This window comes from Variovorax sp. dw_954, assembly GCF_018449755.1.
GTDB lineage: Bacteria > Pseudomonadota > Gammaproteobacteria > Burkholderiales > Burkholderiaceae_C > Variovorax.
In genome coordinates, this window is sequence record NZ_JAAVVD010000016.1 from 143,740 (window position 1) to 165,524 (window position 21,785).

Below are 21,785 nucleotides of genomic sequence, written 5' to 3' on the forward strand. Positions count from 1 at the left end.
CGGATGGCGCCGTTCGTCTAGATTCGACGCGGGCCGCTGCCGGTTATTCCAGCGGGCGGCCACCATCCACCACCACGGAGCCACAGTCCATCATGATCCACGTCGTCGCCATCATCACCGCCAAGTCCGGCCAGCGCGCCCAGGTGCTCGAAGCCTTCGCCGCCAACCGCCCGGCGGTGCTGGCCGAAGCCGGTTGCATCGAATACGTCGCAACCATCGACGCCGCCGGCATGCCACCCTCGCGCGGAACCTTCGGTGACGACACCTTCGTGGTCGTCGAGAAATGGGAGACGCTGGACGCGCTCAAGGCCCATGCCGCCGCGCCGCACATGGCGGCCTATGGAGCGAAGACGAAGGAGATGCTGGAGAGCCGCGTCATCCACGTGCTCTCGCCGGTGTAAGCGCTCCTCGCCCGCGCGCTGCGCGCCGCTCAGCCCTTCTGCAGCGATTGCAGGTAGAGGTGCAGCGCCTGCAGGTCGGTGTCGCTCATCTTGCCCAGCGATTCGAAGGGCATCACCTTCACTTCCGAGCCGTCGGCGCGCTTGCCGGTGCGGAACAGGTGGGTAAGGCTGGCGGCATCGGGGTAACGGGCCATCACCGAGCCCTCGCCGGGCGCAAGGCGCGCGGCCGGCGGCCAGTCGGGCGGGCCGCCGGGCACCTTGCCGCCGGCCAGCGTCGGGCCGTGGCAGCCCAGGCACATGTTCGCCACATAGGCGCCGTGCTCGCGCGACACACCCTGCGCCACGGGCGCGGGCGGCGGCAGCTTGTGGTCGATCTTCGCGGCGGCATCCTGGATCAGGCCAAAGCCGTACATCACGCGCACCGGCAGCGGAAGATCCAGCACCGCGGCGCCGCCTTGCGCCGCCGGCATCGAGCGCAGCCAGGCGATGAGTGACGCGAGGTCATCGTCGGTGTAGCGGTTGTAGTCCTCGCTGGGCATGACGATCAGGGCGCGGCCGGCCGGACTGACGCCGTGCCGGATCGCCCGCACCCAGTCGACCGGCTGGTAGCCCGCGGTGACGCTGCCCGGGCCCGGGCTGATGTGCGGACCGGCCACGCGCATGCCGGTCTTCGGGTCGTCGATGAAGACGCGCCCGCCGCCATTGGCGCCATGGCAATCCGCGCAGCCACGCGACTGGAACAGGTATTGCCCCCGTGCGACCGCCGCCGCGTCGTCGCGCAGCGCAACGGCCTGCACCGGAATGTCGAGCTTGCGCTGCATCTTGCGATCGGCCATTTGCAGGCCCAGCCAGATGGCCGCCGCTGCGAGCACGAGCAGGAGCAACGCCACCACGCCGACCCGGCGCAGCCATTTCTTCGTGGAGAGGGACATCGACGCGGCCCTGTTCTTGGACAAGACGCGGATGCTTGCCGAGTTCGCGCAATGCGTCACTCGCCGAAGCTGCCAAAAGAAAAGCGCGCCTGTCGCCAGGCGCGCCTTGCACAGTTGATTCCGGGTGGGCTTACTTGGCTACCACGCGCACCATCTCGAGCACCTTGTTCGAGTAGCCCCACTCGTTGTCGTACCAGCTCACGACCTTGACGAAGGTGCCATCCAGCGCGATGCCGGCGTCGGCGTCGAACACCGAGGTGCGCGGCTCGCCGCGGAAGTCGGTCGAGACGACCTTGTCTTCCGTGTAGCCCAGCACGCCCTTGAGCGCGCCTTCGGATTGGGCCTTCATCTCGGCGCAGATCTCGGCGTAGGTGGCGGCCGTTTCCAGCTCGACCACCAGGTCGACCACCGACACGTCGGAGGTCGGCACGCGGAAGCTCATGCCGGTCAGCTTCTTGTTGAGCGACGGGATCACCACGCCCACGGCCTTGGCCGCGCCGGTGCTCGAGGGGATGATGTTTTCCAGGATGCCGCGGCCGCCGCGCCAGTCCTTGTTGCTCGGGCCGTCGACGGTCTTCTGCGTGGCGGTGGTGGCGTGCACGGTGGTCATCAGGCCGCGCTTGATGCCCCACTTGTCGTGCAGCACCTTGGCCACCGGGGCCAGGCAGTTGGTGGTGCAGCTGGCGTTGCTGATGATGGCTTCGCCCTTGTAGGTGTTGTCGTTGACGCCGTAGACGTACATCGGCGTGTCGTCCTTGCTCGGCGCCGACATCACGACCTTCTTGGCGCCCGCGTCGATGTGCTTCTGGCCGGTTTCCTTGGTGAGGAACAGGCCGGTGGCTTCGATCACGATGTCGGCGCCGATGTCGCCCCACTTGAGGTTGGCCGGGTCGCGTTCCTGCGTCAGGCGGATCTTCTTGCCGTTGACGACGAGCGTGTTGCCGTCGACCGAGACCTCGCCCTTGAAGCGGCCATGCACGGAGTCGTACTGCAGCATGTAGGCCAGGTATTCGGGTTCGAGGAGGTCGTTGATGCCGACCACTTCGACGTCCCTGAAATTCTGCACGGCTGCACGAAAAACCATGCGTCCGATGCGGCCGAAGCCGTTGATACCGATCTTGATTGCCACAGATAGCTCCTTGGTTGCTTGAAAAAGGGTTACTTCGCGAGCACGGCGCGAACCGTGTCCGCCACGTTCTCGGGCGTGAAGCCGAAGTGCTTGAACAGCGCCGGCGCCGGTGCCGATTCGCCGAAGGTGTCGATGCCGACGACGGCCGCGCAGCCGTACTTCCACCAGCCGTCCGTCACGCCCATCTCGACGGCGATGCGCGGCAGGCCGGCCGGCAGCACGGCCTTCTTGTAGGCCTTGCTCTGGCGGTCGAACACCGACGTGCTGGGCATGGAGACCACGCGCACCGGGATCTTCTTTTCCGCAAGCAGTTTTTGCGCCGCGATGGCGTGCTGCACTTCGGAACCGGTGGCGATCAGCACGGCCTTGGCCTTCTTCTTCAGGCCAACGTCGGCCGGTTCGCTGAGCACGTAGGCGCCCTTGCTGATGTCGGCCAGGTCCGACTTCGCCGCATAGGCGATGTTCTGGCGCGACAGCAGCAGCGCGCTCGGGCGGCCCTGCGTCTGCAACGCCACGGCCCATGCCACTGCGGTTTCAGCCGTGTCGCCCGGACGCCAGACGTCCAGGTTGGGAATCAGGCGCAGCGACGCCGCATGCTCGATCGACTGGTGCGTCGGGCCGTCTTCGCCCAGGCCGATGGAGTCGTGCGTGAACACGTGGATGATGCGACGCTTCATCAGCGCGGCCATGCGGATCGCATTGCGGCTGTAGTCGCTGAAGGTGAGGAAGGTGCCGCCGTAGGGGATGTAGCCGCCGTGCAGCGCCACGCCGTTCATGATCGCGGCCATGCCGAACTCGCGCACGCCGTAGTTGATGTGGCGGCCGATCTGGCCGTGCGCCGGCTCGGCGCCGTTGGTGGTGCTGGCCGGCCTGGACTCGTCTTCGGCGCCCTGGTCGGGCTGCGCCACTGGCGCGGTCAGGACCACATCGCCCTTGGCGTCGAAGCGCAGGGCCGGCGTGCTTTTGGTGTTGGTGAGGTTGGAGCCGGTCAGGTCGGCGCTGCCGCCGAGCATCTCGGGCAGGGCGGCCGTGAAGGACTCCAGCGCCAGTTGCGAAGCCTTGCGCGAGGCGACCGTCTCGGCCTTGGTGTGGGCCGCGACCACGGTGTCGAAGGCGACCTGGTTGAAGTCGGCCGGCAGCTCGCCCTTCATGCGGCGGGTGAACTCAGCGGCCAGCGCGGGGTGCGCCGCGCCGTAGGAAGCGAACTTTTCGTTCCAGGCCGCTTCTTCCTTCGCGCCGCGTTCCTTCCCATCCCAGTCGGCATACACCTCGGCCGGGACTTCGAAGGCCGGGTAGGGCCAGCCGATCGCTTCGCGCGTGAGCTTGATTTCATCGGCGCCCAGCGCCTCGCCGTGGGCCTTGGCGGTGCCGGCACGGTTCGGGCTGCCCTTGCCGATCACCGTCTTGCAGACGATCAGCGTGGGCTGGTTCGCGCTGGCGCCGTGCGCCTTGGCTTCGCTGATGGCCTTCGACACTTCGGCGGCGTCGTTGCCTTCGATCGGGCCGATCACATGCCAGCCGTAGGCCTTGAAGCGCTCCGGGGTGTTGTCGATGAACCAGGGCTTGACCTGGCCGTCGATGCTGATGCCGTTGTCGTCGTACAGCGCGATCAGCTTGCCCAGGCGCCAGGCGCCGGCGATGGCGCAGGCCTCGTGGCTGATGCCTTCCATCATGCAGCCGTCGCCCAGGAAGACGTAGGTGTGGTGGTCGACGATGTCGTGGCCGCTGCGGTTGAACTCGCTGGCCAGCAGCTTCTCGGCGAGCGCGAAGCCGACCGCGTTGGCAATGCCCTGGCCGAGCGGGCCGGTGGTGGTTTCCACGCCGGGCGTGACGTCGACTTCGGGGTGGCCCGGCGTCTTGCTGTGCAGCTGGCGGAAGTGCTTGAGTTGCTCGATCGGCAGGTCATAGCCGGTGAGGTGCAGCACGGCGTACTGCAGCATCGACGCATGGCCGTTCGACAGGATGAAGCGGTCGCGGTTGGCCCAGTGCGGGTTGGTCGGGTTGAACTGCAGGTGTTCGCCCCAGAGCGCGACGGCCATGTCGGCCATGCCCATCGGCGCACCCGGGTGGCCCGAGTTGGCGGTTTGCACGGCGTCCATTGCCAACGCGCGGATCGCGTTGGCCATCAGGGCTTGGTTGGCCATTTGGGAAGGCTTTCGAGGAGGGGGATTGGGGGGAGCCCGCGATTTTAGCGACCGAGCCCCCCGGCCCGCCCGGAAGGGCTGCCAGTGGGCTGCGGGCGGCCTGCCAACAGCCTGCTAGAGTGCCGCGCATGCACGGCCTGCAACTTACCGCCGACCTTCACGATTGCCAATGCGAAGCGCGCTGGATGCTCGATGCACAGGCGTTGAGCGCCGTGTGCGTCGAAGCCGTCGAGGCGGCGGGCCTGCAGGGCGTGGCTCGGCTTTTCCATACCTTTCCATCGACCGCACAAGGCGCCGGCGGCGTCACGGCCACCGTGTTGCTTGCCGAATCGCACCTGTGCATCCACACCTGGCCGGAGCAGCTTGCCGTGACGCTCGATGTCTACGTCTGCAACTTCGGCGGCGACCATTCGGACAAGGCGCATGCGTTGATGGAACGCTTGCTGGCCCTGTTCGCGCCGACCCATGTCGAGCGCCATGCGGTGACGCGCGGCAGGCTGGCGGCGGCGAACGCCTGAGGACCTCGAAATTCGATGAATGCGACAGCAATGATCCTCGCCGCCGGCCGCGGCGAGCGCATGCGCCCCCTGACCGACACCATGCCCAAGCCCCTGCTGGAGGTGCACGGCAAGCCGCTGATGCAATGGCCGATGGAGGCGCTGGCGGCGGGCGGCTTCACCGACCTGGTGGTGAACACCGCGTGGCTCGGCGAGCAGATCGCCAGCCGCTTCGGGCCGTCAGTGACCTATTCCCACGAGGGCCGCGATTTCGGCGGCGCGCTGGAGACGGCCGGCGGCGTGGTGCGTGCACTGCCTTTGCTGGATGAGGTCTTCTGGGTCGCGGCTGGCGATGTCTACGCACCGGACTTCCGCTTCACCCAGGAAGCCGTCGCGCGATTCCGGGCGGGCGGGATGCTGGCCCACCTGTGGCTCGTCCCCAATCCCGCGCACAACCCGCGGGGGGATTTCGGCATTGCGGACGATGGCCTCGCGTTGAGCGAGGCCGCGCACAAGTACACCTTCTCCACGATCGCGCTGTACCGCGCGGCCCTGTTCGCGCCGCCCTGGTGCGCCATTCCCGCCGGCAATCCCGAGGGCGAGAAGGCCGCGCTGGCGCCGTTGCTGCGCGCCGCGATGGCTGCCGGCCGCGTCAGCGCCGAGCTCTACACGGGCGCGTGGACCGATGTCGGGACACCGGAGCGGCTGGCCCAGCTGAACGCCCCGGAAGAACGGCCCGCCTGATACGACTGCGCGATCGAACGCATCACTGCGTCGGATCGCCATGCCGTGCCGCACCACCGTCTGCGGCTGCGCGCTACGGCACGTTCGTCCCGGTCAACTGGAACGGCTTGCCCTGCAGGTCCATCTTGCCGGCGTATTCGATCTTGACCCCGTTGGTCGGCTCCACGGGGCAGCCCGTGGGCCTCGGGCAGGCAATGTCGTCGATGAAGAGCACCGGGCCGTAGCGGAAGTTGTGCACCGCCTTGCCCTCGTAGTCGGCCACTGTGAGCACGAAGGCCCAGTTCGCGAAGTTGTCCGCGTCCTCGATGGTGATCGGGTCCTGCATGCGCGGGTCCTGCAAGGTGCGCACGATGCTGCTGCTGTTGGCGCCGAAGCGAACCCAGGTGATCTTGCGATCGCCCCGCGAGTTCACGAGCACCTGCTTGTTCTGGTCGGCGTACTGCTGCTCGGGGCTGTAGATGTCCGGGTCTTCCGGCTCGCCGCGCGAGATTCCCAGCGAGGTCGGGTTGCGGCCGACCTTGATCGCGAACTGCGGCAACTCGGCAATGTCCCTGGCTGCCGGCGTCGCCGCGATGCCGCCCGGCGCATAGCCGCCGAGGCTGTACACACGCAGCGTTCCATCCTGCGTTGCGATCCAGGCGCGCTGGTTCGGCCCCCACACGGTGGTCTTCACCGCGGTCGGCTTGTCGGACAGGGAGATCATCTTCACCACGGTCGGCGCCTGCCTCGGCTGGTTGGCGAAGGTGTACGGCCACTGGTTGTCGGCCTGGCCGAGGCTGGCCATGCGCGTGTTGAAGGCGCCGATGTCGCCACCGAAATACACGCTGTTGACGTAGCTGAACAGCGGCTTCAGGTCGAGGAAGGCGACCTTCTTCTCGGACTTGGAAAGCACCACCGCCACGCCGCCCTTGGCGTACTTTTTCGAGAGATTGCCGTTCAGGAAGGCCTGCCGGTTGGCTTGGACCGTCAGCGGATGGGTGAAGCCCATGAATCCGATGCCGGCCTGGTCATCGTCCTTCGCCAGGTTGCTGGTCAACGCCGCCGTGATCCTCGCCTCCGCGACCGTGTTGAACGGATCCAGGCCGGTGGCCGTGGTGATCTCGGTGGGTGCGTTCATGGCGCTGCCGTCCGACGCGACGAGGTCGACGTAGCCCAGGATCTTCATGAAGGCGATATTCCCCACGTTCGGCAAACCGGGGTACACGCCGCTCCACTCCCGCCACCAGTTGTACCAGGCGCTGTAGCTGCCGTTGGCATTGCGGTTGTACGGGCTGCAGTCGTTGCACAGGCCGGCCAGCGCCACCACCGCCACCTGGCCCTTCAGGGCAGTCGTGTCCCACACCGTGACCAGCGCGAACTCGCTGTCGTTGGTCATGGCAATGCCCGTCGGCACCTTGTTGGCCGGCAGCTTGAGCGTCGCCTGGTTGGTCGCGGTGTTGTTGCCCAGGGTGCCAATCACGCCGTTCTGGAACACGGCCAGGCCCGAGGCGCAGTAGCCGGCGCGGCGGCCCGAGCAACGCGCGATGGCGATCGGGCTGCCGCTCACGATGCCGGCCTTCCTGTAGGCCAGCACACTGACACTGTCGGTGCCGGAACCGTAATGGGTCCAGCTCAGCTGCGGCAGTTGCGCGAAGGTGCCCAGCATGTGGTTGGTCGTCTGGAAGTCGGTGATGCCGACGCGTGCCGGCGTGTCGGCAACGAAGGCCACGTTGGCCTGGTTGCTGGAATACAGCCCCGGGTTGGCCACTTGCTTGCCGAGTTGCCACAGGTTCTGGGCATCGGCAGACATGAAGGAGTAGTTCAGCGTGAGGTTGTTGGGGCGCGGGCCATACAGCGGGACGCCGCCGCTGGCGCCGCAGGCGGCCGCAGGGGGGCCGTAGCGGTAGGCGATGCCCGCCTCCTTGCTGAGCTGGCCTGCCATCGCACGGTACGCGTCCGGCACGACCTTGAGCGACGCATCGACGACGTCGGTGATGGTGGTGTTGCAGAAGGTCGAGCTGATGGGTACGCCGGAGGATGCGCCGCTGCCGCTGCTCCCGCTGCTGTTGCCGGAACCTGTTCCGGTTCCGGTTCCGCCGGCGACGACGATCGTGCCGCCGCCCGTGCCCTCGGCGCCGCTATTGACGGACCTGCCGATGTCCACAGCGCCAGTGCTCCCCGTGGTCGCGCTGGCGGTGGTGGCTGGCGCGGACTTCTCCTCGGCCGCCGTGCTGAAGGTCGCGGCGGACGCCACAAAAGCACCACCGCCGCCTCCTGCCCCTCCGCCGCCGCACCCGGCAACCGCAATAGATACTAAAAGATGCAATTTTTTCCGGCTTAATACAAACATAGTAGTATTTCCAATTGACTTAAAGAACATTTGGTGGCAGCAACGAATTGCCCGGCAAATGTACTTTCAAAATTGGTTAGTGGGTGCTGCGCTTACAACAAGCGCTTGTTACAGACCTGTGGCATCGTCTAGGCATGACTTCGACCCTTTATTCAGACCGTCGCGCACGGCTCGCCGCCCAATTGGGGCGGGACGGAATTGCCGTGATTCCCACCGCACCCGAACATGGCCGAAATCGCGATAGCGATTTCTTGTACCGACACGACAGTTACTTTTTTTACTTGACCGGTTTTGTCGAGCCAAACGCCTTTTTAGTACTAACCGGTGAAGGCGCGAGCACGCTCTTCTGCGCAGCCAAGGATCTGGAGCGCGAAATCTGGGATGGCTACCGTTTGGGACCGGAAGCCGCGCCGGCCGCGCTCGGCGTCGACCAGGCCTTCGCGATCGGCGAGCTGGACAGCCGCCTGCCCAAGCTGCTGGAAAACCGTTCCGTCGTCTGGTACCCCTTCGCGACGCACAAGGGGCTGGAATCGCGCATCGACGGCTGGCTGTCTTCCGTGCGGGCGCGGGTGCGCTACGGCGCCCTGTGCCCCGAGGAGCAGCGCGACCTGTGCGGCCCGCTGGACGAGATGCGCCTCGTGAAGGACGCCCATGAGCAGGACGTCATGCGCCGCGCTGCGCAGATCAGCGCCCGCGCCCACATCCGCGCCATGCAGCTCAGCGCCCGCATGCTGCGCGAGGGCAAGGACGTGCGCGAGTACCACCTCGATGCCGAACTGCTGCACGAATTCCGCCTGGGCGGCTCGCAATACCCGGCCTATGGCTCCATCGTCGCGGCCGGCGCCAACGCCTGCGTGCTGCACTATCGCGCCGACGCCGCGCCGGTGCGCGACGGCGAACTGGTGCTGATCGACGCCGGCTGCGAACTCGACGGCTATGCCAGCGACATCACCCGCACCTTCCCGGCCAACGGCAAGTTCACCGGCCCGCAGCGCGTGCTGTACGACCTGGTGCTGGCCAGCCAGCAGGCCGCCGTCGACGTGACCAGGGCCGGCGCCCGCTTCACCGACCCGCACGACGCCACGGTGCGCGTGCTGTCGCAGGGCATGCTGGACGTCGGCCTGCTCGATGCCAACAAGGTCGGCAACGTCGACGACGTGATCGAGAAGCGCGCCTACTTTCCTTTCTACATGCACCGCACCGGCCACTGGCTCGGCATGGACGTGCACGACTGCGGCAGCTACGTCGAGCCCTCGCAGGTCGGCGAGGTGAGCGAGCGCAAGGACCCGCTGTCCAACGAGCTCATCAAGAACCGGCCCAGCCGCATCCTGCAACCGGGCATGGTGCTGACCATCGAGCCGGGCATCTACGTGCGGCCCGGCGAAGGCGTGCCGGAGCAGTTCCACAACATCGGCATCCGCATCGAGGACGATGCGATCGTCACCGCCACCGGTTGCGAACTGATCTCGCGCGGCGTGCCGGTGGACGGGGACGAGATCGAGGCGCTGATGCGCTGACGACGCCTTCGGTGTGTCAAGGCACGTTGGTGCCCGTCACCTGGAAGGGCTTGCCGGCCACGGCCATGCCGCCGCCGTACTCGACCGGCGTCGAGCCCGTGGCCTGCACCGGGCATGAACCGGCATTCGGGCACGCGCCGCCGTCCTGGAAGACGACCGGACCGTAGCGGTAGTTGCGCACGGACTTGCCGTTGTAGTCGGCCACGCTCAGCACGTTGTTCTGGTTCGCGAAGTTGTCCGAATCGTCGACCGCCACCGGGTCCACCAGCAGGTTGTGCTGGAAGCTGCGCACGATGCTGCCGCCGTTGCCGCTGAAGCGCACCCACGAGACCGTCCGGTCGCCGCGCGAAGACACGATGACTTGCTGGTTCGGCGCATCGACGCTGCTGTTCGAAGGCTCGTTGCGGGAGGTAGCCAGCGAGGTCGGGTTGCGGCCGATGCCCGCGACGCTGCCAAGCTCGGCGATGGCGCTGGCCGCCGGGTTCGCGACCGATTCACCTGGCGCGTAGCCGCCCAGGCTGTAGATGTGCAGCGTGCCGTCCTGGGTGGCGACCCAGCCCTGCACCGCGCCACCCGAGATCGCCGCCTTCACCGCGGTCGGCCGGTTGGCGAGTGACACCGTCTTGATCACCGTCGGCGTTTGCGATGCCGTGTTGGCGAAGGCGTAGGGCCACTGCGCGTCGGCGGCGCCGAAATTGGCCGTCTCGCTGTTGCGCGAGCTGAAGTAGACGCTGTTGACGAAACTGAAGAGCGGCTTCAGGTCGATGAAGGCCACCTTCTGCTCCGACTTCGAAATCACCACCGCCACGCCGCCCTTGGCATAGGTGGCGTAGTTCGCGCCGCCGCTGGCGAACTTCGGCCAGTTGGCGCTCAGCGGCGAATTGGTCGCGCCCAGGAAGCCGCCGCCGACCTTGATGGTCTTGTACGGATGCATGCCGGTGGTCGCCGCGATCTCCGTCGGCGCCGTCATGCCGGGCAGGTCGACGTAGCCGAGGATCTTCATGAAGCCGATGTTGCCCACGTTCGGCAGCCCGGGGTAGACGCCCAGCCACTCGTTCCACCAGTTGTACCAGCCGGTCGGATTGCCCGTGCTGCAGCCGTCGCACAGGCCGGCCAGCGCCACCACGGCGACCTGGCCCTTGAGCGCCGTCGTGTCCCATACGGTGACCAGCGCGAATTCGCTTTGATTGGTCAGCGCGACCGCCGTCGGCACCTTGTTGGCCGGCAGCGTCACGGTGGTCCGGTTGGTCGCGGTGTTGGTGCCGGACGTGGCGATGACGCCGTTCTGGAACACGACCACGCTCTCGGTGCAGAAGCCCGCCGTGACGCAGCGGCTCGCGGCGATCGGGTTGCCGCTGATCGTGCCCGCGGCCTGGTAGCCCTTCAGCGTTGCGCTGTCGAGTTGCGGGCCAGTCCAGCTCAATTGCGGCAACTGGGCGAAGGTGTTGTACATGTAGCCCGACACCTGGAAGTCGGTCACGCCGACGCGTGCGACCGAGTCGTCGGGCACATACACCAGGTTCGCCTGGTTGGTCGAGAAGGCACCGGCAGTTCCGGAGGGCGAACCGATCTGGTAGAAGAAATTGTTGACCGCGGTGCCGGGGACGATCAGTTGCGAGTCGCTGCGCTTGAACAGCGCCGGGCCGGTGCTGGTCGCGCCGCAGGACGACGAATCGGGGCCGTAGCGGTACGCGATGCCCGCGTCCTTGCTGAGTTGGCCGGCCATGGACTTGTAGGACGCCGGGACTACGTTCAGCGACGCATCGACGATGTCCGCGCTGGTGGTGCTGCAGGTCGTGGTGTTGGCGGGGACTGAGCCGGTGGCGGTGCTGGCGGAACCGGTCGCGCTGCCGGTCGCGCTGCCGGTCGTACCGCCGGCCGCGCTGCCCGTCGTGCTTCCGGCCGTACTGCCAGTCGTGGCACCGGTGCCGGTGGCGGCGCCGGCCCCACCAGCAACAATGGTCTTGCCATCCGCCGACACGCCAGCGGCCGTTGTTGCCGGTGCAGCAGTTGCGGCCGCGCCGGACGTGGTCGCGGCCGGCGCGAAGGCAATCCCTCCACCGCCACCACCTCCACCGCCACAGCCCACCAACGCGAAAGTCGCCAAAACCGACAAATATGTCTTATGTATTACGTTCAAACTACTTACCCTCAATTGACAGCTGCGGTTTTTACATGCATGCGCCGTGCCGGGGCAAATGGACTTTCAAACCCTTTCAGGGGTGTGCTGCGCCGCAACATGTCGTCGTTACAAATATACGGTGACGTTTTTGGCCGGTGCACCGGGGCTCGGCCACCGTGAAGACCCGCGCAGCCTAAGAAACTACGAGAGCGTGCGTTCACGTCCTACAACGCACAGCCCGGATCAATGTCAATCAAATGTCACTGACTAAGCTGGACGACGACTTCGCGTGGCGTCAGGTGGAGCTCAGGCGGCCGAGCCGGCGATGTGCCCCCGCGTGAAGGCTTCCTCGAATATCGAGTAGCCCGACCAGTCCGCATGCGCGAATGACAGCCGGCCTGCGGTCACCGGCCCCGGGGCCTGGCCCCGCGACGCCAGCTGGCCCAGCAGGCCGGGCACCGGCATGGCCATCGCATGGCCATATCGCGTGATGTCGATGCGCGTCGCCCTGGAGCGCAGATCCGCATGCGGCGCCGAGAGTTCGGCCAGCAATTCATCGCGCCATGCCGCCCAGGGCCGGTCGAGCAGCAAGCGCCGCCCGTCGCCCTTGTCGTACGCACTCGGTCCGAGCGGGCGGTACCAGCTCAGCACAGTGGGGCCGGGCGTCGGGTCCAGCGATTGGTGCCGGGCATCGACATAACCCAGCCCGCGGCTGCCGTAGACCACGTTGTCCCAGCTCGGCGCGGCGCCGGCACGGTCGGTCAGCGGGGCGCGAAGATGCACATTGGCAACCAGCCAGGGCGCATGGCGCACGTGGGCCGCCGCGTTGCGCAGCACCTCAGGCGGGTTCTCGACCACACGCGCAGCGATGAACACCGGCAACGCGACGATGCACCGCTCGGCCTGCCAGCGCACCATCGCTTTCGTCGCCGTATCGAAGGCATCGACCTCGACACCGCTGCGCGTCTCGGCAATGCGCGTGACGACGTGGCCCTTGCGGATGCGGTCCCCCAGCGGCTGCGCCATGCGGCGCGTGAGCCAGCCATTGCCCTCGGGCCAGGTCAGCACCGCGTCGCGCTCCGCGTTGTCATCGCCCGGCGCATGAAAACCGTGCCGGCTCGCGAAGTAGTGGATGCCGGCCCATGCCGAGACATGCGCAGCGCCGGCGCCGTAGTCGTCGCGGCAGCAATAGTCGAGGTACCAGCGCAGATGGGGTTCGTCGAAGCCCTCGCGGTCCAGCCACGCGGCGAAGGGCAAGGCATCCAGCGCCAGCAAGGTCGGCGCGAGCGCGGCGCGCAGGGTGGGGATGACGAAGCGAGCCTCCGCCTGCAGCGCGTCGACGCGCTGGCTGAACAGGCGGTACTGCGCCAGCGCGGTCGCGCCGACGCCTTGCACCGGCAACAAGCCGTCCTGCCATTCGCCCTCGATGAAGAGGCGCTCCTGCGGGCTGTGGCACAGGTGCCGTTCGTCGTACTGCCAGCGGCCGGCCACGCGCTGGCGCAGGCCGAGTTCCTCGAGCAGGTCCTGCACTTCGTGCGTCTCATCGCCGGGCACGGGAAGGTAGTGCGCACCAAGCGGGCAGGGGATGCCGCCAACCGCGCCACCACGGCTGTTGCCGCCGGCCGTGTCCTCGAGTTCGAGCAGCGCGAAGTCTTCGATGCCCGACAGGCGCAGTGCCCGCGCCGCCGCAAGACCCGCCACGCCGCCGCCTGCGATCACGACACGGGCACGTCGCGTCTGCGAAGGCGTTGCGCCGTGGAGGGCGCCGTCGCGCAAGGCGTGCCCGCGCACCACGTCAATGCCGGTGAAGCCACCTTCGATCCCGGCGTCCGGCGATTCGCAAGCGCCGAGCGCCAGCGCACTTGCACCCGCGCCAAGAAATGTCCGCCGTCTCATCGGCGTGAAACACCGCGGGGCCGGCCTCGCCGGGGCGCTGCCGTCGTGCCCTTCATCAATGCGCAACCACCTTGCCCCACTCCCGCTCGTAGGTGGTGACGAGGACCTGGTTGGACAGCCGATTGACCTCCGCCGGCACGCGGGCCATGTCCTTCGGAAAGGCGAACAGCAATGGCAAGGTGCCGGGCGTCAGGAATTGCAGGCCATCGGGCAGCGTGTCCGGCAGTCGATAGGGCCGCCGGCTCGCGATGATGTAGCCCCATTCGCCGAAGCTCGGCACATGCGCGTGGTAGGGCGTCGCGGTCATGCCGACCGATTCGATGGTTGTCACCACGGTCCAGAAACTCCGGCGCGCAACCAGCGGCGAGGTGGTCTGGATCACCGCATAGCCGCTGGCCGACAGGCGCTTGTCGAGCAAGGCATAGAAGGCATTCGTGTAGAGCTTGCCGATCGCGAAGTTGGTCGGATCGGGGAAGTCCACCACGATCACATCGAACAGATCGTCGGCCCCCGCGCTTGCCGCACCCACCTGCTGCAACCACTGGAACGCGTCGGTGTTCACGATCCGCACCTTCGGCGACTTCAGCGAACCGCCGTTCAGGGCAGCGAGCGTCTCGTGCTCGGTGAACAGCTTCGTCATGTTCGGATCGAGTTCGACCAGCGTCACCTGCTCGACCGACGGATATTTGAGGATCTCGCGCACCGCCATGCCGTCGCCGCCGCCCAGCACGGCCACCCGTTTCGGCGCACCGTGCGCAGCCATCGCCGGATGCACCAGCGCCTCGTGATACCGGTACTCGTCGCGCTCCGCGAACTGCAGGTTGCCGTTGAGGAACAGTCGATGCCCGAGTTGCCCCCGCGTCACCACGATGCGCTGGTACGGCGAGGTGGCGCTGAACACGATGCGGTCCTGGTAGAACTTGTCCTCCGCCACCGTGGTGATGTGGTCGGCGCCGGCGAAGGCCGCGGCGATGACCGCGAGCGTCAGCGCACAAGCCACCGCATGCGAGCCCACGCGCCGCAGTTCATGCCGGAACAGCCAAAGCGCCCACACCGCCACCGCCGCGTTCATGAATCCGAACAGCAGGCCCGTGCGGATCATCCCGAGCTGCGGCACCAGCAGCAGCGGAAACGCGATCGACACCGCCAGCGCGCCCAGGTAGTCGAAGGTCAGCACTTGCGACACCAGGTCCTTCAGCGCCACGTTGCGCTTGAGGATGCGCATGACCAGCGGAATCTCCAGCCCCACCAGCATGCCGACCACCAGCACCAGCCCGTACAACAGCAGGCGAAACGCCCCCGGCAGCCAGGCGTTCGCGATGAACAGGATCGCCGGCAGCGCGCCGCCCACCAGCGCCACCAGCAACTCGATGCGCAGGAAGTGCGCAGGCAGTTGCCGCTCGAAATAGCGCGACAGCCACGACCCCACGCCCATCGCGAACAGGTAGGTGCCGATGACCGTGCTGAACTGCAGCACCGAATCGCCGAGCAGGTACGAACTCAGCGCGGCCGCGCTCAGTTCGTAGACCAGCCCGCAGGCCGCGATGACGAACACGCTCGCCAGCAACGCGACCTCGACCGGCCGCGCGCCGGCGCCGGCCCGCGCTTGCGGAAGCACGGCGCTCACGACAACGCCAGCGTCAATGAATCGCCGCCGCGACGATCACGCAGATGCCCAGGCTCATCGCGGCCACCACGAGCCCCAGCGCCATGTTCTGCTTCTCGACGATCTCGCGCCACAGGTCGTAGGGCGTGATCTTGTCGATGATCACGAACGCGACCCAGAACACCGCGACACCGATCACGGCGTAGATGAGCGAGCCGAGGATCACACCCGGTTTCAGCCATTCAAATCCCATGGGGACCTCCAGTCAAAAGTCATTTCACTTATGCCCACCGCCACTCGAGAATCCGCCCGATGAACCACCCGAACTGCGGTAGCCGCCACCCGACGAACTGCTGCAGGTGCTCAGGATGATCAAGAGGATGATGATCACCACCGCGATCAGGATGATGGTGCCGCAGCCCAGGCCCGACGCGGCGCTCACCGGCGAGGCGTCCGCACGCTTGAACATTTCCTTCTTCGCGTCGAGCTTGAAGGCGGTTGCCACGGTTGCGCTGTCGATCTTGTCGCCGGACGACCAGGTCAGCTCGTTGGGCGAGCGCTCCATCGACAGCAGGCTGTTGCCGCTCGCGAAATCGCGGTTGGAGGTGGTCTGCCCGCGCTCGACCTTCCAGTAGAACTCGCCCGCCACATACGTCGTCTCGGCGTTGTACGCGTATTGCTGCAGGTAGCGCTTGCCGAGATAGGTAGCCGAGGCGCCGTTCTGCGCCATGGTGGGCGCGCCGGTGGTCGGCTTGACCACGCTCCAGCCGTCCTCGGCATCGACCAGGAAGCTGAAGCCGCGCTTCTTGTTGAACAGCAGGTATTCGTCCCAGCCGAAGTGCTCGTCATCGCCGGCCGCATGGCCCATGCGGTGCTGGAAGCCGACCACCTGCCACTGAACGCCCTGCAACGTGCCCAGCGTGCCAAGCGCGATCAGCGGGCGCACCGGCTCGTCCTGCTCGGCATGCCTCAGCTCGCCGCCAATGCCCTGCGTCAGGTCGATGATGCTGCTGCAGTTGCGGCAGGTGATGCTCTTGCTGCTCTCGAAATTGACCGTGACCGTCGCGCCGCAGTTCGGGCAATTGAAGCTGCGTCCCTTGTCCTCCCTGGCCGACTCGCCGCGCAGGCCGGTGAGCTTCAGGTCGTCGAGCTGCACCGCACGGCCGAGGTAGGCGCCGGGTGGATCGGAGCCGTAGTCGAGGCTCAGCACGGCACCCTTGTCGCTGCGCAGCTCGACCACGGCGAAGGGTCGGCCCAGTTCAGGCAGCTTCGGCAACTCGCCCTGCGCTGACAGCAGCTGCACCTGCTCGTTGGAAGCGACCGTGTAGCGCTCGCCATTGATCGCGGTGGTGGCGCCGACGCGCAACGTGGCGGCCGGCGGCGCGGCCTGCAGCAAGTTGAGCGGCAGCGAGAAGACGAAGGCCCCGTTGTCCTCGCTCAGCGTGCCTGTCTGATCGCCGTCGAGCGCGGCGATCCACTCAGTCCAGCGCCCGCCCGCATAGCTGTACTGCAGCCGCCCGACCAGCGTGAACGCCCTGTCCCGGACGCGCCCGGCCGCGAACAGCTGCAGCGGGCTGAAGTCATCGAACAGCTCGGCCATCTTGCCGATGCGCGCCAGCGTCTCGCCCTGCCGGACCACCGTGCTCTGGCAGTAGGGGCAGACGGCAAAGGTCGATTGCGCCGAGCGAAACTCGACCGGCGCGCCGCAGCCGGGGCAGGGCGCGCGATAGGCGCGCTGAGTTTCCTCAGCCAATCGCTACACCAGCTTCTTGAGCAGTTCCGCCTTCTTGGCGTCGAATTCTTCCTGCGTCAGGATGCCCTTGGCCTTGAGCTCCCCGAGCTTCTCCAGCGTCGTCATCACATCGGCCGCGCTGACCACCGCCACCACCGGCTGGGCCACCGCCGGGCCGGCCGCTGCGGCATTGCTGTTCGTGTTCAAGCCTTGCGCTAGGTTCTGCGCCAGCACCTGCCCGAGCGCCACGCCGGCGCCCAGCCCCATCGCGTCCCCGGCGATGCCGCCACCGCCGCCCGCGCCTTCCGCGAACTTCGGAATTGCCTGCGCCGTCTGGTACTGCATGAACTTGGCCATGTCGTTGCCGACCATGCCCATGCCGATCTTCTGGTCGAGGATCTTCTGCAGCTCCTCGGGAAGCGACAGGTTCTGCACCGTGATGTTCTCGAGCTTGATGCCGATCTTGGCGAATTCGGGCACCAATTGCGTGGCCAGCGCCGTCGCAAACTGGATCTGGTTGGCCGCCAGGTCCAGGAAGGGCACTCCGCTCGACGCGATCGCGTTGCTGATGTTCTGCAGTACCAGCCCGCGCAGTTGCCCGTCGAGGTCGGCCGCGGTGTAGACATCGCGCGTGCCCGAGATCTCCGTATGGAACAGCCTGGCATCGCCGATGCGGAACGAGTAGTTGCCGAAGGCGCGGATGCGCACCGCGCCGAAGTCCTTGTCGCGCACCGTGATCGGCTGCGGCGTGCCCCACTTCTGGTCGACCTGCTGGCGCGTGCTGAAGAAGTAGACGTCGCTCTTGAACGGGGACTCGAACAGCTTGTCCCAGTTCTTCAGGTAGGTCAGCACCGGCAGCGTCTGCGTCGTGAGCTTGTACATGCCGGGGCCGAACACGTCGGCCACCTTGCCCTCGTTCACGAAGACCGCGACCTGCGACTCGCGCACGGTGAGCGACCCACCGTTCTGGATTTCCATGTCCGCCATCGGGAAGCGCCAGGCCAGCGTGCCGTCGCCGGTTTCGGTCCACTGGATGATGTCGATGAACTGCTTCTTGATGAAATCCATCAGGGCCATGGTCGCGCTCCTCAACTGGGTGGTCGGCAAGGTGGTTCTGCGGCGCGGATATTGCCACATCGGCATCGCGGCATGCCTTGATTTCATGCCCGTGCGCCGCGCCCTGCCGCGGTATCGCCTGCAAACCGAGGTCTACAATCGCGCCCCCAACAAACCATGTCGCCGACGGCTGAATGCGTGTGCCCAGCGACTGCAGGAGCCAGGTGTCCATGTCCGATTCCCCCGCGTCCACGACCACCCCCAGCGCTGAAGACAAGCGCGCCGAGCTGCGCCGCGCAGCGCTCGAGTACCACGAGTTCCCGGTCCCCGGCAAGATCGCCATCGCGGCAACCAAGCAGATGACGAACCAGCGCGACCTGTCGCTGGCCTACTCGCCCGGCGTGGCCGCCCCCTGCGAGGAAATCGTCAAGGACCCGGCCAACGCCTTCAAGTACACCTCGCGCGGCAACCTGGTCGGCGTCATCAGCAACGGCACCGCCGTGCTCGGCCTCGGCGACATCGGCCCGCTGGCTTCCAAGCCGGTGATGGAAGGCAAGGGCGTGCTGTTCAAGAAGTTCGCCGGCGTCGACGTGTTCGACATCGAGATCGACGAGAAGGACCCGGTCAAGCTGGTCGAGATCATCGCCGCGCTGGAGCCGACGTTTGGCGCCATCAACCTCGAGGACATCAAGGCCCCGGACTGCTTCTACGTCGAGCGCGAACTGCGCAAGCGCATGAGGATCCCGGTGTTCCATGACGACCAGCACGGCACCGCCATCACGGTCGCGGCGGCCATGGTCAACGGTCTCAAGGTCGCGGGCAAGGACATCGGCAAGGTCAAGCTCGTGGCCTCGGGCGCGGGCGCCGCGGCACTGGCTTGCCTGAACCTGCTGCTCAAGGTCGGGCTGAAGCGCGAGAACGTGTTCGTCACCGACCTGGCCGGCGTGGTCTACGAAGGCCGCGAAGAGCTCATGGACGACGACAAGCGCCAGTACATGCAGAAGACCGACATGCGCAAGCTGTCCGAAGTCATCGTCGGCGCGGACGTGTTCCTCGGACTGTCAGCCGGCGGCGTGCTGAAGGCCGACATGGTCAAGAGCATGGCGCCCCGCCCGGTGATCTTCGCGCTGGCCAACCCCAACCCCGAGATCGCGCCCGAGGACGCGCACGCCGTGCGCGACGACGTGATCATGGCCACCGGCCGCACCGACTACCCGAACCAGGTCAACAACGTCCTGTGCTTCCCGTACATCTTCCGCGGCGCGCTGGACTGCGGCGCGACCACCATCACCGACGAGATGGAGATCGCCGCGGTGCATGCCATCGCCGACCTGGCCCAGGCCGAGCAGAGTGAACGCGTGGCCGCCGCCTATGCCGGCGAGAAGCTCAGCTTCGGCCCCGAGTACCTCATCCCCAAGCCCTTCGATCCGCGGCTCATGATGAAGATCGCCCCTGCCGTGGCCAAGGCGGCCGCAGACAGCGGCGTGGCGTCGCGCCCGATCCAGGACATGGACGCCTATCGCGACAAGCTGCAGAGCTTCGTCTACGCCTCGGGCACCGCGATGAAGCCGATCTTCGACGTGGCCCGTCGCGCCACCCGCAATCGCGTGGCCTTTGCCGAGGGCGAGGAAGAGCGCGTGCTGCGCGCCGTGCAGATCGTGGTCGACGAAGGCCTGGCGCGCCCGACGCTGATCGGCCGTCCGACCATCATCGCGCAACGCATCGAGAAGTTCGGCCTGCGCCTCAAGGAGGAACTCGACTACGACATCGTCAACGTCGAGCAGGACCACCGCTACCGCGACTTCTGGCAGACCTATCACCGCATGACCGAGCGAATGGGCCAGACGGTCCAGACCGCCAAGATCGAGATGCGCCGCCGCCTCACGCTCATCGGTTCCATGCTGCTGCACAAGGGCGAGGTGGACGGCCTGATCTGCGGCACCTGGGGCACGACGCAGACACACCTGCACTACATCGACCAGGTCATCGGCAAGCGCGCCGGCGGCTGCGAGAGCACCCCGCAGGACGTGCCCGTCTACGCGTGCATGAACGGCCTGCTGCTGCCCGACCGCCAGGTCTTCCTGGTCGACACGCACGTCAACTACGACCCGACGCCGGAGGAGCTGGCCGAGATCACCACCATGGCCGCCGAGGAAATGATGCGCTTCGGCCTGAAGCCCAAGGCGGCGCTGCTGTCGCACTCCAACTTCGGCACCAGCAACCAGCCGACCGCGATCAAGATGCGCAAGACGCTGGCCTTGCTGCGCGAGCAGGCGCCCTGGCTCGAAGTCGACGGAGAAATGCACGGCGACGTCGCTCTGGACGGCAAACAACGCGCTGCGGTGATGCCGCACAGCGCACTGGCGGGCGATGCCAACTTGCTCGTTTTCCCGAATATCGATGCTGCCAACATCTCCTACAACCTGCTGAAAACGGCCGCCGGCGGCAATATTGCCATCGGCCCGGTGCTTTTGGGTGCTGCCAAGCCCGTGCACATCCTCACCGCGAGCGCCACCGTTCGCCGGATCGTCAACATGACCGCACTGACGGTCGCGGATGCAAACTCCGAGCGTTAAGACATACAACGACAGCGTGCGCTAACTTTCACTCGAAGCTGGCGCGTCCATGCACTGCTCATTTCTTGGGCAGGTGCTTGCTATTCGCGCGCGTCTGGTGCACACTAATGGGCTTGAATTTCCGGGTTAACCCCAAGTTGGCCCCGGATTCGGTCTCGCTCTCTCTTTCCTCCTGGTGCCTCATGGCGGCTCACGCCCCGTTCACGTTTCCTGTTTCCAAGTTTGCGCTCACTAGCCTTTTGCTGGTGGCGCTTTCCACCGGAGTCCAGGCCCGTGAATGGTTCGGTTCCGGGAGCGAGCAGCCGAACACGGGACCGATCGCGTTGACCGAGTTGCCTGTACAAGGGCAGAAAACATACGCGGCCATCCTGAGTGGTGGCCCCTTCAAACATGAGAAAGACGGCACGGTGTTCGGCAATCGCGAACGCCAGTTGCCGCGGGAACGGCGAGGCCATTACCGTGAATACACGGTCGACACCCCTGGTTCGCGAGATCGCGGTGCCAAGCGCATTGTTTGCGGCGGCGAACAAACCACACCGTCTGCCTGTTGGTATACGGCTGACCATTACGCAAGTTTCAGGCGCATTACGCCATGAGTGACGATTTGGAATGGAGGGGCGCCTTGACGCGCCAGGATGCAATGACGACGACAACCATTGAAAGACCAGCGGAGATGACTTTATCCCTTCGTGCCGTGCGGCCGAACATCGTGCAGTCGATTCGCGCATTCCGCGTGAACGACCTGCAGGAGGCCGCGCACGCAGCCGGTCAGCACTTCCTGTACGCCAACCTGGGCAACGCCCAGACCAAGCAGGACGTGCTCGACCTGATCGCGCAACAGTTCACCTTTCCGGCGCATGTCGGCAAGAACTTCGATGCGCTGTATGACTGCATGACAGACCCGCTGCACAAATCGGGCCCGCAGCCTGGTTTCGTGGTGGTGCTGGAGCAGATTCCGGCCAACACCAAGTTCGACAAGGAAGCACGCGAGCAACTGCTCGACATCTTCCGCGACGCCTCAGACTACTGGGGAGACCGGAAGATACCGTTCAGGTGCTTCTATTCTTTTCTGTAGCCCGTTCTGCACACACCAGCCAAGCAGAA

17 protein-coding genes are annotated in these 21,785 nt (G+C 66.4%); 7 read left to right on the forward strand and 10 right to left on the reverse strand.

Annotation, left to right across the window (positions count from 1 at the left end):
• Nucleotides 1-92: 92 nt before the first annotated feature.
• The gene (locus HB681_RS23435) at nt 93-401 is read left to right on the forward strand and encodes an antibiotic biosynthesis monooxygenase family protein (protein WP_213957269.1); all 309 of its coding nucleotides are present in this window, start codon (nt 93-95) and stop codon (nt 399-401) included.
• 29 nt (nt 402-430) lie between these two features.
• Here the strand turns inward: HB681_RS23435 and HB681_RS23440 are convergent, their stop codons facing one another.
• The 3 genes from HB681_RS23440 to HB681_RS23450 all read right to left on the reverse strand — a co-directional run bounded on the left by HB681_RS23440 (nt 431) and on the right by HB681_RS23450 (nt 4,606).
• A complete protein-coding gene (locus HB681_RS23440) occupies nt 431-1,333 on the reverse strand; it encodes a cytochrome c (RefSeq protein WP_213957270.1) in 903 nt (300 codons plus the stop codon).
• 130 nt (nt 1,334-1,463) lie between these two features.
• Nucleotides 1,464-2,462 carry a type I glyceraldehyde-3-phosphate dehydrogenase gene (gene gap, locus HB681_RS23445; protein ID WP_213957271.1) on the reverse strand — a complete coding sequence of 333 codons (999 nt, stop codon included), beginning with the start codon at nt 2,460-2,462 and terminating at the stop codon, nt 1,464-1,466.
• 29 nt (nt 2,463-2,491) lie between these two features.
• Nucleotides 2,492-4,606 (reverse strand): transketolase, encoded by a 2,115-nt coding sequence (locus HB681_RS23450; protein ID WP_213957272.1) that lies wholly within the window; start codon nt 4,604-4,606, stop codon nt 2,492-2,494.
• 128 nt (nt 4,607-4,734) lie between these two features.
• Between HB681_RS23450 and HB681_RS23455 the strand changes: the two genes are divergently transcribed.
• Both HB681_RS23455 and HB681_RS23460 read left to right on the forward strand, forming a co-directional pair.
• Nucleotides 4,735-5,124 (forward strand): S-adenosylmethionine decarboxylase, encoded by a 390-nt coding sequence (locus HB681_RS23455; RefSeq protein ID WP_213957273.1) that lies wholly within the window; start codon nt 4,735-4,737, stop codon nt 5,122-5,124.
• A gap of 30 nt (nt 5,125-5,154) precedes the next feature.
• Complete coding sequence (locus HB681_RS23460; RefSeq protein ID WP_213957317.1) at nt 5,155-5,847, forward strand: nucleotidyltransferase family protein; 693 nt, start codon at nt 5,155-5,157, stop codon at nt 5,845-5,847.
• Between the two features lie 73 nt (nt 5,848-5,920).
• On the opposite strand, the gene HB681_RS23465 is transcribed toward HB681_RS23460, so the two are convergent.
• Nucleotides 5,921-8,080 carry a hypothetical protein gene (locus HB681_RS23465; protein WP_213957274.1) on the reverse strand — a complete coding sequence of 720 codons (2,160 nt, stop codon included), beginning with the start codon at nt 8,078-8,080 and terminating at the stop codon, nt 5,921-5,923.
• A 230-nt stretch (nt 8,081-8,310) separates the two neighbouring features.
• On the opposite strand from HB681_RS23465, the gene HB681_RS23470 reads away from it, so the two are divergent.
• Nucleotides 8,311-9,693, forward strand: a complete 1,383-nt coding sequence (locus tag HB681_RS23470) for an aminopeptidase P N-terminal domain-containing protein (RefSeq protein WP_213957275.1) — start codon at nt 8,311-8,313, stop codon at nt 9,691-9,693.
• A 16-nt stretch (nt 9,694-9,709) separates the two neighbouring features.
• Here the strand turns inward: HB681_RS23470 and HB681_RS23475 are convergent, their stop codons facing one another.
• From HB681_RS23475 to HB681_RS23500, 6 genes are all read right to left on the reverse strand, one after another.
• Nucleotides 9,710-11,809 carry a hypothetical protein gene (locus HB681_RS23475; protein ID WP_213957276.1) on the reverse strand — a complete coding sequence of 700 codons (2,100 nt, stop codon included), beginning with the start codon at nt 11,807-11,809 and terminating at the stop codon, nt 9,710-9,712.
• Nucleotides 11,810-12,121: 312 nt separating this feature from the next.
• The gene (locus tag HB681_RS23480) at nt 12,122-13,711 is read right to left on the reverse strand and encodes an FAD-dependent oxidoreductase (RefSeq protein ID WP_213957277.1); all 1,590 of its coding nucleotides are present in this window, start codon (nt 13,709-13,711) and stop codon (nt 12,122-12,124) included.
• A 55-nt stretch (nt 13,712-13,766) separates the two neighbouring features.
• Nucleotides 13,767-15,338, reverse strand: coding sequence for a polyamine aminopropyltransferase (locus HB681_RS23485; protein WP_345944730.1), 1,572 nt, complete (start codon nt 15,336-15,338; stop codon nt 13,767-13,769).
• 13 nt (nt 15,339-15,351) lie between these two features.
• Nucleotides 15,352-15,570, reverse strand: coding sequence for a DUF350 domain-containing protein (locus HB681_RS23490; protein ID WP_213957278.1), 219 nt, complete (start codon nt 15,568-15,570; stop codon nt 15,352-15,354).
• Between the two features lie 24 nt (nt 15,571-15,594).
• Entirely contained in the window at nt 15,595-17,070 is a 1,476-nt protein-coding gene (locus HB681_RS23495; protein ID WP_213957279.1) for a DUF4178 domain-containing protein, read from the reverse strand.
• Between the two features lie 3 nt (nt 17,071-17,073).
• Entirely contained in the window at nt 17,074-18,126 is a 1,053-nt protein-coding gene (locus HB681_RS23500) for an SPFH domain-containing protein (RefSeq protein WP_213957280.1), read from the reverse strand.
• A 209-nt stretch (nt 18,127-18,335) separates the two neighbouring features.
• Between HB681_RS23500 and HB681_RS23505 the strand changes: the two genes are divergently transcribed.
• The 3 genes from HB681_RS23505 (at nt 18,336) to HB681_RS23515 (ending at nt 21,756) form a co-directional block, all read left to right on the forward strand.
• Nucleotides 18,336-20,681, forward strand: a complete 2,346-nt coding sequence (locus HB681_RS23505; protein WP_213957281.1) for an NADP-dependent malic enzyme — start codon at nt 18,336-18,338, stop codon at nt 20,679-20,681.
• Between the two features lie 182 nt (nt 20,682-20,863).
• A complete protein-coding gene (locus HB681_RS23510) occupies nt 20,864-21,277 on the forward strand; it encodes a ribonuclease domain-containing protein (RefSeq protein ID WP_213957282.1) in 414 nt (137 codons plus the stop codon).
• Nucleotides 21,278-21,321: 44 nt separating this feature from the next.
• Nucleotides 21,322-21,756 (forward strand): barstar family protein, encoded by a 435-nt coding sequence (locus tag HB681_RS23515; protein ID WP_256354240.1) that lies wholly within the window; start codon nt 21,322-21,324, stop codon nt 21,754-21,756.
• Nucleotides 21,757-21,785 lie beyond the last annotated feature (29 nt).

Excerpts from the sequence above, each read along its gene's own strand:
- HB681_RS23500 (WP_213957280.1), bottom strand. The coding sequence starts at position 18,126 with ATGGCCCTGATGGATTTCATCAAGAAGCAGTTCATCGACATCATCCAG.
- HB681_RS23460 (WP_213957317.1), top strand. The coding sequence starts at position 5,155 with ATGATCCTCGCCGCCGGCCGCGGCGAGCGCATGCGCCCCCTGACCGAC.
- HB681_RS23505 (WP_213957281.1), top strand. The coding sequence starts at position 18,336 with ATGTCCGATTCCCCCGCGTCCACGACCACCCCCAGCGCTGAAGACAAG.
- HB681_RS23515 (WP_256354240.1), top strand. The coding sequence starts at position 21,322 with ATGACGACGACAACCATTGAAAGACCAGCGGAGATGACTTTATCCCTT.
- HB681_RS23435 (WP_213957269.1), top strand. The coding sequence starts at position 93 with ATGATCCACGTCGTCGCCATCATCACCGCCAAGTCCGGCCAGCGCGCC.
- HB681_RS23510 (WP_213957282.1), top strand. The coding sequence starts at position 20,864 with ATGGCGGCTCACGCCCCGTTCACGTTTCCTGTTTCCAAGTTTGCGCTC.
- HB681_RS23455 (WP_213957273.1), top strand. The coding sequence starts at position 4,735 with ATGCACGGCCTGCAACTTACCGCCGACCTTCACGATTGCCAATGCGAA.
- HB681_RS23490 (WP_213957278.1), bottom strand. The coding sequence starts at position 15,570 with ATGGGATTTGAATGGCTGAAACCGGGTGTGATCCTCGGCTCGCTCATC.
- HB681_RS23470 (WP_213957275.1), top strand. The coding sequence starts at position 8,311 with ATGACTTCGACCCTTTATTCAGACCGTCGCGCACGGCTCGCCGCCCAA.
- HB681_RS23450 (WP_213957272.1), bottom strand. The coding sequence starts at position 4,606 with ATGGCCAACCAAGCCCTGATGGCCAACGCGATCCGCGCGTTGGCAATG.
- HB681_RS23480 (WP_213957277.1), bottom strand. The coding sequence starts at position 13,711 with ATGAGACGGCGGACATTTCTTGGCGCGGGTGCAAGTGCGCTGGCGCTC.
- HB681_RS23440 (WP_213957270.1), bottom strand. The coding sequence starts at position 1,333 with ATGTCCCTCTCCACGAAGAAATGGCTGCGCCGGGTCGGCGTGGTGGCG.